A 10,156-nucleotide genomic window follows, 5' to 3' on the forward strand; every position below is an offset into this window, starting at 1 on the left:
AGCCATCGTGTGGTGTCCTTTGCGTGAGAGTTTTAGTCGGTTCTCACTGACCATCACACGGTGGCTTCTCACGTCGACGATGCAACGCTCAAGAACCCGAAACCCCACCACTCACAGGGACGTCACCGCTGGGGTCCGGGAATCGAGCGTCGAACCCGGCGCATGCGCCTTCTGCTTGACTCCATCGCAGAGCAGTCGCTGTCCGCCTGAGGGGCGTCTGGCGGACACCTTTCAGATCAGATCCCGGCACGGTCCTAGTGTGGGTTTCGGTCCAGTTTTCGCAGGGCGTAGACGCTCAACGCGGTCAGAGCAAGTCCGATCAACAGGAAGAAGACCCTGCCGCCGTCCATCCCGTCTACACCGATCTGAATCAGGGTTGCGACTGTAACTAGAAGACCAATCACCAGAGCGATTATGGTGGCCAGCCGAGGTCGGATCATGTTCGAGATCCTAGCCCAGGGCCAGTATTCGGTGGCTGTGCCGAGGGGCCTTTACCGGGAAGCGATCCTGCCGGGTGAATTAGGGGGAGTCTTCTTCGGGTGCGTTGATGTGGGTTCCGTTGTCGTCCGTGTGAATGCTGATCGTCGAGTTCATCGCTGGCATTCCGTTTAGCGGCTGCAGGAATTGGGCGGGGGAGGGTTCGTCGTCTAGCTCGGTCTCGGGGTTCCACCGTTCGGCGTCCGGTCCTCCTGCGCCCAGAAGCCGGCGAGTCAGTGATTCTCGGGTGGAGAGCAGGTCTTCGAGCGCGTTATTGAGGTCGGTGTCAGTGGCGGGTTCTCCGCGAAGCGCGGCGGCGAGAACGGAGCGGCGGATGAGTTCTTTAGCGAAGGATCCGGTGACACCGTCGGAGCGGGCGGCCGCGTCGTCGAGCGCCTGCTGGCTGAAGGGGAGCCCGGCGGCGTAGCGGTGGAAGAGGCGGCGTCGCTCGGCGGAGCCGGGGAGATCGATCTCGACGGCGAGGTCCACGCGGCCGGGGCGTTCCGCCAAGGCGCGTTCGAGGACCTGGACCCGGTTCGTTGTCATGACGAACGCGACATCCGCGTCACCATCGAGGCCGTCAAGTGCGTCGAGGACTTCGAAGAGCAACGGTTGGGGGGTGGAGCTTCGCTGCATCGCGACGAGGTCGATGTCTTCCATGACCACGATCGATGGCTGGAATGTTCTGGCGATCTCTGCAGCGGCGCCGATGTAGGCGATGCTCGACCCGGTCAGTAACACCGTCGTGATGTCCGGGGTGCGGGTAAGCAGGTGCTTGACGGTGAGGGTCTTCCCGGTTCCGGGAGGTCCGAAGAGGAGGACGCCGCGTTTGAGGTGTTGGCCTGCTGCGAGGAGGTCGTCTCGTTTTTCGCCGATGCCGATGACATGGTCGACGACGCTCTTCAGAACCCCATCAGGAAGGATGATCTGTTCAGCAGAAATATCGGGTCGGGGGAGGAAGGTGACGCCGGCGCTGGCGCCGAATTGGGATCCGGCGAAGGAGAGCACCTGACCGCGGAGGACGCTGTGTTCGATCATCAGCCGTCGAAGTTCGGCCAGGAACGCGGTGACCGTCTCCGTGGTGGCGGCCATGACCTCGAGCTCAGCTTCGTTCCTGCCGAACTGCTGGTTCGCTGCTCTTTGGATCACTGCGACGGGTTCGTTGTGGAAGGTGAGGAGGCGGAGCCCGAACGCGACGACTTGCCGGGATGTGTCGGGGCCGGTGGGGCGGGCGGTGTAGTCGACGGGCGCGGGGCGGTAGGCCATGAAGGGGTTGGCGAGCATCTCCGACATTGTGGAGTGGAACCGTTGCTGCCCCCCACTGACACCATGAACGATCTGGCCAGCTGTGCCGGCGATGTTGTCCAGGGCGATGTCGGCGTCGACGAGGCGGTGATCGGCGATCGTCTCGGAGACTACCGGCAAGGTGGTCGCGTCCGATCCGAGATGGTCGGTGACGAGCTGGCCGAGCGGTGTTGCTTTCGCGTCGCCGTTGTCCGTCACGGTGGCCGCTACGACGTCCATGAACTTCTTGAACGACACAAGCACCGCGCGGTCGAACTTCTTCCCCGACATCCCCACCCCATCCCCACGGGGCAACGACCCCGTCGGCCCCATCGTAGCCACCACGGGCGTACGTGAGTCTGGCGTGGGGTGCGGCAAACCCAATACCGACCCGTTGCGGAACGAGTTAGTGAGGGAGTTGTTCCGCTCGTATCTGTCGCCGTGGGACTATCGTCAAAGTTCAGTCGCAAAGGGGGAGGTCGGTTGATCTCGTTATTTCCTGATATCGGACTGGCTAGTGTGCTCTTCTTCGACATCGGCGCGCTTCTCATCGCCCTGGGAGTTCTTGCATTCTGTGCCCGCACTTTTCTCAAGTCAACTCGGGTTCGCACGCGACTAACCGTCGCGGGGGCTTCGATGATTCTTCTGGGCGCCGTGGGTTTGTGGGCTTTAATTCCGTGGCCGCTCGACAACGGTCCCAACTGGACACTCGAGATACTGTTTCCACTCGTCTGGACCGTATCGATCGCGTTTTTTGTGACCGGACTTCGAAAGACCGGCGACAGCGGTGAGCAACCGATTTAAAAGAAGAACGGTCCGCTACCCGGGCGCTCACCGGTTCAGTTACAGCTCGCCCGGCAACCGCGGGGGGAGGGGGCCCTGTTTGCGTCTGGCCGGAAGGTGATGCGGGATTCACCAGGTTGCTTCGTCGACCTGCGGTCCGAGTGGAGCCTGGTTTCCGGTGAGGGGTTCCCAGCGGTCGAGTGTGGCGTCTGGTTGTTGATAATTGAGTATCAGGATGTTCGTTCCGCTTGTGTCAGTGTTCAGTATCCGGGAGTGATCGGGGATGGTTGCTGTGGTGATGATGGCGCCGGTGGCCGTGTCCACGGTGAGGAGCGGTGCAGGTCCGAAGGAGTGATCGGGAAGCGGCGCGGGTGATGCTGGGCCGTTCGGCATTGTGAGTACGGTGCCCGGTTCCGTGCCCGGGCCGAGGAGGGTTCCGTATCGTCCGTCGTCTCGTTGGAGCAGCGGGGCTGGCGTCCAGACCTGAGTGTCCAGATTCAGGATGCTCGCGGTGGGGCTTGCGGCAGGAGGGGTCGGTACTGGGCAGACGCCCATAGGTGGCGCCCCGTCCAGTTGCGGAGCACAGTGGTAGCCCATCAGCAGTATCGGGCTGCCAGCCAAGAGAAGGTGTTGTGAATCGGGGAGCCAGCTGAGACTGCCAGCCAGGTTCTCAAATCCCCCAGGACCCGGGATCGTGCTCACCTCACCGGTGCTCAGGTCTTTCACGTGGAAGAAGCCACCGGCTGAGTTCGCGTACTCCAAATATTTGCCGTCTGGGCTGAGTCGTGGGGTCCCGGCGTCTGGCATAACGGTAGCGGGGCCCCCATCAACGGGAGCGATGACAAGATCAACGGTCTGTGCGGCTTCGTTCAGTTGGCCGTAGTACATCGTCGTGTGGTCGGGGGACAGCTGAAAACTGTTGATGGAATACGGGTCGTATGCTGAGCCGATTGTGCGAATCAGCTGGCCGGTGCCGGAGTCCATCACGTTCACGAGCCCGGGTTGCCCGGTTCCGGTGGGGGTGTGCACGACATAGATGTCGGGTTGCGCGGCTTGGAGCGCAGCCCGCGGCAGGGCCGCTGCTGCTGGAAGGTCGGGGTCTGCGTTTTGGATTGAGGTGACGACGAACAGGCAGACGGTGGCGGCGGAGAGGGTTGCCACAATTGAGCCCCCCGTGAGCAGCCGGCGACGTCGCGCCCTCCGCCGGGCTTCCTTGAACAGCACTTCGACGTCGGGCGAGACGGGGATGACCGGGTCCGAAGCGGTCAGGGTCGGGGTGGCGTGAAGAAGTTCTTTGCTGGAAGCGAAGCGCATAAGGCTACTATGATTGGCTTCATGGATGAAGTCAATGCGCCGGTTGCGCGAGACGCGCTACCTCAGAGTCGCGCGTCAACCGGCGCCGACCTGGCAGGGCAGGCGTTGAATCTTTCCAAGGCGGATCGTGACTTGCCAATGCCGCTGCACGAGCAGGTCGCGGCGAGCATCCGGCGTGCGATTTCCGACGGAGAAGCCCGCCAGGGCCAACGGATCCCGCACGCGAAGGATCTCGCGGCTGTCCTCGGGGTGAATTCGAACACGGTGTTGCGTGCTATTCATCTGCTCCGAGACGAGGGCCTATTAGAGGCTGGTCGAGGCAAGGCCATAACCGTCTCCGGGACCCCTGAAAAAGGAGCCTTGGTCGCGAAAGTGAACGACCTTATCGCCTTTGCGCACTCACGCGGCTACGGCCGATCCGAACTCGTCCGCATGATTGAGCTGTACCCCGCCGGCATCGAGACAATATCTGTCACCGGCGCCAGCTGATTCCAGTTTGCCTTCTCGAGCCTCAAGCGAGACCTAAAGCGGGAGGTCATTCGGGATTCCTATTGTCGTTTTGTATGCGTGGTGGTGTCTGGGAGGGCGAGGCGGAGCGTGTGGTTGATGGTTCGGGTGTCGTAGGTGGCGGGGTCGAATGGGTGCCGGGGGTTGTTGTGCGCGCTGGTGACCCATTCGGTGAGGTCGTGGTGTTCGTGGTCGGTGGGGTCGCTGAGGACGTCGAGGATGTGGTCGTAACCATCGATGCCGCCGCTGTCTTCAAGAGGGCAACGCCGCTCACCCCGGATCACCGTGACGGTGGGGTCATCGGGTTTCATCGGGAGGGCTTCGATGAAATCCAGGCGGTGCAGCCAGTTGTCGCCGAGGTCGTACATATAGAACAGGGGCGCTTGTTCGGTGAGCACATCGCGGAGGGCGAAGTCTTCCTCAGCGAGGTAGACGCCGTCATCGTCGTCTTCGCGGAGGAACGGGGACGCCCATCGTCTTGGCCGCATCGGGGTGATGGTGCCGTTCACGTTCGGGTCGTAATCGAGGAATTCGTGCAGGTGAGTGTTCTCCCAGCCCATCACGGTTTGGAGTGCATCGTGGACGTGGGGCAGGCGAAGGTCCGCATTGATTTCGAAAAGCCGCCAGATCTCGGGATCGCTGTTGATGAGGTGAACTCTGACTCGGAAAAGGGCCGGACCGGTTTGTTTCACTCCTGCCGTCATCCCCAGATTCTCCCACAGTGGCAGCCAAGGGCGGTGGATGCGTATCCAGGATGTCCGTGCCGAGGAATCGGCCTCGAGCTTTTTCACACCCCGTCCGTACGCACCGTGTTGGATAGGCTTGGTCAATGGTTGAGCACATCGAGGACTGTGATGTTTATGCTGCATCGTCGTACAAGGTCGCTATTTCCCATGGTCATCGGATGATGCAGAAGGTGAATTTGAAGGCGCGGGTCGACACGGAAACCGGTGAGGTCACGTTCTACGTGCCGCTGGACATGATCGACACACTCCGCGACTAATCCCCGATCCCAGCAAACAGACAGAATCGGGTGCCGATTCAGGCCCCTCAAGTCGGGCCCTCAATGAGAGTGAAACTTGGCGCGGAACTGGAAGCGTGGGTGTCCGCCCCACTAGGTTCGCAGGAGACCGTTTGGTCTGAGAGCTGCTGGGAGAGGCTGCCATGAAAGCGGAGTGGGATGAGTCGTTCTTCGAACGCGTTCAGGTTGACGCCGCGGTGTACTGGGTCTGCTTCTGGACGCATGTTGTGAACTCGAGCGAGCGACACGACCCCACGAGAATCGACGGCGCCGACTCGGTTGAAGAGGTGCTGGCGTGGATAGACGCGAACGTGGGAACACGCAGCTACGAACTGTTTGTCGAGGTGGCCGACCGCGTACAGACAGTGGATCACGGCAGGGTCGACGCAAAAAAGCTCGTGCGCTTAGCGGGAGACATTCGTCCGTCCTGAAACCTGGGAAGCCGACCAGGCCCCTTAAACAGAGAGGGTAGCGGCCCGAAGACCTGACGTCCAACGGGATTAGTGCCGACGTGAGCTGGACTGTGGGGGAGCGGGTGTCGCTCAGTTCAGGTAGAGAGGTTTTGCGGTGTCAGGTTGGTTGTTGACCTGTCGTTTTGGGGGAGGGTGCCGAAGGCTTTGTACTGAAGCAGTTCGTTTCGGATCTTTCGTCGCAGTCAAAGGAATTGTCTATTATGCGTAAGTTGTCTACCGCCGTTTTGGCCATCGCCGCTTCGGGTGCTCTCGCTTTCTCGCTCGCCGCCTGCTCCACGTCCTCCACGACTTCGTCGTCGCCCTCCGCTTCGGCGTCGGCTTCGACCAACGGAACGCCGATCGCGTCGATCCCCGCACTCACCGGTAAGGACACGGCCGTGACGGTCGACGCTGGCTTCCTCGCAGCGCTGAAGAGCCTTGGCCTCACCCCCGGCGTGCTCGGCACCGCGACCCTCTCCACCGCCGGCGTGCTCGACTTCCCGATCACGGGTGGCAACGTCAAGTACTACGACCCGAACGAGTCCTTCCGCCCGTACGTCCAGGGTTCCATCGAGCACCAGGGCTCGGGCCTCAGCCTGACCGGTGGCGGCATCGAGGTCGACCTGACCAACTTCACGATAGACCCCGGAACCTCGAAGCTCTACGGTGACGTTGCCGCGAACGGTGCAGAGGTCGCCAAGCAGGCTCTCCTGTTCGACCTCGACGGTTCGACCCTGAAGCCCCTCCAGACCTCGGGTGACACCGCGATCCTCGAGGGCACCACGGTCCACGTGTCGGCTGACGCTGCTGCGCTGCTGAACAAGACCTACGGCACCACCGCCGTCAAGGAAGGCCTGCTCGTCGGCGTCGCCAAGATCACCGTCAACACCAAGTAAGACCTCCTACCAAGTGTGACCCCTGTTTCGGCAGGGGTCACACGTGTATGTCGTGCCATGACCGACGGCCTTCTAGCGAAAATGAAATCTCGCACGTCGAGGTGACAACCAAACCCCGGGCAGACCCGATCCGGGCGGGCGGTTTGTACGGAACGGTTGATGCCGGAACCGACTCGGCCTGTTCGTTGTTATGCTCACCCAATCCGGACTTGGCGTGCTTCCGAAGTACTGCTGCAGCTTCGGTTGCGGGCGTGCCCCCTAGTCCTGCGACGACGGGGGGCACGTCGGTCCCTTTAGCGGTCAGATACCACTGGTTCGCTAATACACGGCGCAGCTGACAGCTTGGTTGCTCCTTGCCGGCTGTCCGAATATGAGACCTGTTACGGGTCAAGTAGCTGCTTACGCCAGAGCGCCCATAGAGACCCTCGGTAGTTCTGTCTGGTGCTGCTGAAGTCTGCGAGCATTCATCCATGCCGAGTGCCGAGGATGAACCGTTCACGAATATGCCTCTGAGACGCGTCGAGGAGAGAACGCCGGGGTCGCTGGATCGTTCGGTGTGGCCGGCTACTCTCGCGCCCGTCCGGCAGATCCTGGACAAGGGGCTAGACCTCAGCAGGGTCACGGTGCTGGTCGGTGACAACGGCGCCGGCAAATCGACCCTGGTCGAGGCGATCGCGATTGTTTTCGGCCTCAACCCCGAAGGCGGGTCGACCGGGGCGATGAACCAGACCCGATCATCCGAGTCATCCCTCGCGGATCACCTGCAGCTCGTGCGCGGAGGTGGCGCGTCGAAGAAGGGGTACTTTCTCCGCGCGGAGACCATGCACGGGTTCTTCACCTATCTCGAATCCATCGGCGACGGGCAGGGGTTTCATGAGCGCAGCCACGGTGAATCGTTCCTCGACCTTGTCATGGCCCGCTCCCGGGTGCGCGGTCTGTGGGTGTTCGACGAACCCGAGTCGGCGCTGTCCGTACCGGGTTGCCTGGCGCTGATCGGGCTGATGCAGAACCTTGTCACGGCCGGGTCGCAGATCATCCTCTCAACGCATTCCCCGATCCTCGCCGCATATCCCGGCGCCACCTTGCTCGAGGTGGGGGAGTGGGGACTCCGCGGGTGCGAGTACGACGACCTCGGACCTCGACCTAGTCCGGACGTGGCGGTCGTTCCTCGACTCCCCGGAACGCTACCTCCGCCACCTCGCCGTCGACGACAGACCCCGCCGAATTCAACGGGCCGCTCCATCGTCCAAGGTAACGCCACCGGGCGGCACCTCGCCTTCTGCCGCGGGCCGGTAGAACGCTGCGCCTGAACCTGCGCGAGCGAGCAGCACAACGCCGGTCTCTGGTCCCACCTCGGCCAGGCGTCTCTGCGCTGCCGCCCAGTCGGCCCGGGCGCGATCCGCCCGAGCCGCGAAGACGTCTCGGGCTGCGCTGTTCGATGCCGGCTCCTCACCTCGCAGCAGCGCGATCGCGTCCGTGTCCTCGAAGGAGTGGTACTCCACCTGAAACTCGGGACCGATCTCGGCGGCAACAGCACGAGCGAGTTCGAGGCCGTCGCTACTGAACCTGTGTAACGCGGTGAGGGAACGCCACCGAAAGTCGTCGTCGAGGTTCGCATAATACGACGCCTCCCACGCTGACAACTGCGCGACGAGGCCATCGGAGAGGCCCGTCTCCGGATACGGGACCGGTTCGCTGAACCAGATGACCGTGCCGGCGTAGTCCGGGAACATTCGCACGATCCGGGTGTCATAGATGTAGAGTTCGTCGGCGGCCATGGAAGTCAGCCTGATCGGTTCCGAAACCGAACACAACTCTTCAGCCTCACCAGGTTCTCCCCGCGCGGCAGACGCAGAAGACGGCTTACTGTTGTGGGGCCGCGCCCTATGCTCGGTGCATGCACGTCACCGACGATAAGGCCAAAGTTCCGCGGGGACGTGAGGGCCGGCTGGAGCGGCTCGCGTTTGGTCCGGATTCATCCGCCGCTGAACGAGAAGCGGCCTTGAGCGAGCTCGCGAGTCTGCGGGACCGCCAGCACACAGCCGCCCCAGACGATGTCCCGGTACAACCCGTCGGCCCGGGACGACGAAACTGGGTTTTTATCTGGTTGATCGTCTCATCGATCGTGAGCGTTGGAGCTGTGGTGTACAGCCATCTGGTTCGAGTCTTGTACACGCTCCAGATCAGCGACGCCCCTTTCTTGACGGCGATACCGTTGGCGCTGATTGCCCCTTTCGAGACCGCGGCAGCTCTCAGCGTCATCGGGGGCGCGGTCGCCCTGACCTTCTGGCTGATCTACGTCATCACGTCGAGGCGGCGGCGCCTGATCCCGCTGTTCGTCGCGTTGGGTCTCGCCGCGGCCGCCATCGTGAACGGTGTTGTGGTCGTACCTGTGCTGGTTCGGGAGAGCGGTGTCCGGCCTCTGACGTCGTCCGGCGAGTCAGCGCCAGGCGTGTCCCTTGACCAGCTCTTCAACGTGCCACAGAGCAACGGGGACCTGCCGGCGGCCGGGCTGCCAACCGACATCGTTGTCAGCACTGTTCGCCGCCTCGGAGGCCTCACAGAGTTCGGCCAGGCAGCGACCTACGGAGCGTTGAGTCCATCCGGTCAGGTCTGCCTCCTTGTCTATGACGAGCTCGGCGCGTACGCCGAAACCTGCCGGTCGGTAGCCGAAACCACCACCACCGGAATCGAAGTGAAGCTGAGCGGTTCATTCCGGCTCGACGACCCCGACAACCGAGCCAAGAACTCGACACAATCAAACGCGACAGTGACTTGGAACCCCGACCGTGGACTCGGTGTCGATCTCGTACCCCAGTAGATCAGTGCGGGGCGAGTTCGGCCTTGGGCGGGGTTGATGGGCGCGAGGATGTGCCCGAACCTTCGGGTCTGCTTACGTCCTGGCGGACGGGTCCGGCAGGTGGCCGGGTCGCAGGGTCCCGTTTTCGTACGCTTGGACGACGAGCTGCACCCGGCTTCGTAACTGCAGTTTCCTCATGATGCTACGGACATGGGATTCTGTCGCGAACCAATAGACGGGCCTTCACCGGGACGTGCAGAGTTTGGTGACTCTTCTTAGGTGAGTCAGGAGCCTATAGGCCAATATTAACGAACCGGGCACGAACCGCTTGGGATGTAGCCACAACGTCGGATTCGACTTTTGACACCATCATTTACCTCGGCAGTAGAGGAGCTATCAAATGATCGTCAGGGTCTGCCCAGAGTTTGGTTGTCACTGGGGGTTGATGGTTTTCAGGCCGCGTTTGCGGTTGTGTAAATTGTCTCAAACTCGACGGGGGTGAGTTTGCCGAGGCCCCGTTGGCGGCGTCGGCGGTTGTATTTCGTTTCGATCCACACCACGATCGCGAGGCGGAGTTCCTCGCGAGTGTTCCAGCGCCGGGTGTTCAGAACGTTCTTTTGAA

Annotated in this window: 12 protein-coding genes; 7 read left to right on the forward strand and 5 right to left on the reverse strand. The window is 62.2% G+C overall.

The features are described from left to right. Positions 1-519 precede the first annotated feature (519 nt). Positions 520-2,052, reverse strand: a complete 1,533-nt coding sequence (locus B7R22_RS11475) for an AAA family ATPase (RefSeq protein ID WP_253259037.1) — start codon at positions 2,050-2,052, stop codon at positions 520-522. A gap of 228 nt (positions 2,053-2,280) precedes the next feature. Here B7R22_RS11475 and B7R22_RS18825 point away from each other — a divergent pair, with 228 nt between their 5' ends. Beyond that, positions 2,281-2,565, forward strand: coding sequence for a hypothetical protein (locus tag B7R22_RS18825; RefSeq protein ID WP_147305362.1), 285 nt, complete (start codon positions 2,281-2,283; stop codon positions 2,563-2,565). A gap of 108 nt (positions 2,566-2,673) precedes the next feature. On the opposite strand, the gene B7R22_RS11480 is transcribed toward B7R22_RS18825, so the two are convergent. Beyond that, positions 2,674-3,858: a TolB family protein gene (locus B7R22_RS11480; RefSeq protein WP_116411889.1), complete on the reverse strand. Its 1,185-nt coding sequence runs from the start codon at positions 3,856-3,858 to the stop codon at positions 2,674-2,676. A gap of 21 nt (positions 3,859-3,879) precedes the next feature. Between B7R22_RS11480 and B7R22_RS11485 the strand changes: the two genes are divergently transcribed. After that, complete coding sequence (locus B7R22_RS11485) at positions 3,880-4,347, forward strand: GntR family transcriptional regulator (protein WP_253259038.1); 468 nt, start codon at positions 3,880-3,882, stop codon at positions 4,345-4,347. 59 nt (positions 4,348-4,406) lie between these two features. On the opposite strand, the gene B7R22_RS11490 is transcribed toward B7R22_RS11485, so the two are convergent. After that, positions 4,407-5,156 (reverse strand): plasmid pRiA4b ORF-3 family protein, encoded by a 750-nt coding sequence (locus tag B7R22_RS11490; RefSeq protein WP_172582333.1) that lies wholly within the window; start codon positions 5,154-5,156, stop codon positions 4,407-4,409. 38 nt (positions 5,157-5,194) lie between these two features. Here B7R22_RS11490 and B7R22_RS19205 point away from each other — a divergent pair, with 38 nt between their 5' ends. The 4 genes from B7R22_RS19205 to B7R22_RS11505 all read left to right on the forward strand — a co-directional run bounded on the left by B7R22_RS19205 (position 5,195) and on the right by B7R22_RS11505 (position 8,044). Continuing rightward, entirely contained in the window at positions 5,195-5,368 is a 174-nt protein-coding gene (locus B7R22_RS19205; RefSeq protein WP_172582335.1) for a hypothetical protein, read from the forward strand. A 161-nt stretch (positions 5,369-5,529) separates the two neighbouring features. Beyond that, on the forward strand, positions 5,530-5,817 hold the full coding sequence (locus B7R22_RS11495; protein WP_116411891.1) for a hypothetical protein: 288 nt from the start codon (positions 5,530-5,532) through the stop codon (positions 5,815-5,817). A gap of 242 nt (positions 5,818-6,059) precedes the next feature. Next, positions 6,060-6,734 carry a hypothetical protein gene (locus B7R22_RS11500; RefSeq protein ID WP_116411892.1) on the forward strand — a complete coding sequence of 225 codons (675 nt, stop codon included), beginning with the start codon at positions 6,060-6,062 and terminating at the stop codon, positions 6,732-6,734. Between the two features lie 470 nt (positions 6,735-7,204). Further along, positions 7,205-8,044 carry an AAA family ATPase gene (locus B7R22_RS11505; protein WP_367379192.1) on the forward strand — a complete coding sequence of 280 codons (840 nt, stop codon included), beginning with the start codon at positions 7,205-7,207 and terminating at the stop codon, positions 8,042-8,044. Here B7R22_RS11505 and B7R22_RS11510 read toward each other — a convergent pair. Beyond that, positions 7,961-8,512 carry a hypothetical protein gene (locus B7R22_RS11510; protein WP_116411893.1) on the reverse strand — a complete coding sequence of 184 codons (552 nt, stop codon included), beginning with the start codon at positions 8,510-8,512 and terminating at the stop codon, positions 7,961-7,963. The two genes, B7R22_RS11505 and B7R22_RS11510, sit on opposite strands and share 84 nt — an antisense overlap. 422 nt (positions 8,513-8,934) lie before the next feature. On the opposite strand from B7R22_RS11510, the gene B7R22_RS11515 reads away from it, so the two are divergent. Continuing rightward, a complete protein-coding gene (locus tag B7R22_RS11515) occupies positions 8,935-9,555 on the forward strand; it encodes a hypothetical protein (protein ID WP_216363440.1) in 621 nt (206 codons plus the stop codon). 431 nt (positions 9,556-9,986) lie between these two features. On the opposite strand, the gene B7R22_RS11520 is transcribed toward B7R22_RS11515, so the two are convergent. Then, the coding region (locus B7R22_RS11520) for an IS3 family transposase (RefSeq protein ID WP_216363343.1) at positions 9,987-10,156 on the reverse strand (170 nt) is incomplete at its 5' end.

The sequence above is a fragment of the Subtercola boreus genome (assembly GCF_003399635.1).
Lineage (GTDB): Bacteria > Actinomycetota > Actinomycetes > Actinomycetales > Microbacteriaceae > Subtercola > Subtercola boreus_B.

Excerpts from the sequence above, each read along its gene's own strand:
- B7R22_RS11475 (WP_253259037.1), bottom strand. The coding sequence starts at position 2,052 with ATGTCGGGGAAGAAGTTCGACCGCGCGGTGCTTGTGTCGTTCAAGAAG.
- B7R22_RS11480 (WP_116411889.1), bottom strand. The coding sequence starts at position 3,858 with ATGCGCTTCGCTTCCAGCAAAGAACTTCTTCACGCCACCCCGACCCTG.
- B7R22_RS11485 (WP_253259038.1), top strand. The coding sequence starts at position 3,880 with ATGGATGAAGTCAATGCGCCGGTTGCGCGAGACGCGCTACCTCAGAGT.
- B7R22_RS19205 (WP_172582335.1), top strand. The coding sequence starts at position 5,195 with ATGGTTGAGCACATCGAGGACTGTGATGTTTATGCTGCATCGTCGTAC.
- B7R22_RS11495 (WP_116411891.1), top strand. The coding sequence starts at position 5,530 with ATGAAAGCGGAGTGGGATGAGTCGTTCTTCGAACGCGTTCAGGTTGAC.
- B7R22_RS11500 (WP_116411892.1), top strand. The coding sequence starts at position 6,060 with ATGCGTAAGTTGTCTACCGCCGTTTTGGCCATCGCCGCTTCGGGTGCT.
- B7R22_RS11505 (WP_367379192.1), top strand. The coding sequence starts at position 7,205 with ATGCCGAGTGCCGAGGATGAACCGTTCACGAATATGCCTCTGAGACGC.
- B7R22_RS11510 (WP_116411893.1), bottom strand. The coding sequence starts at position 8,512 with ATGGCCGCCGACGAACTCTACATCTATGACACCCGGATCGTGCGAATG.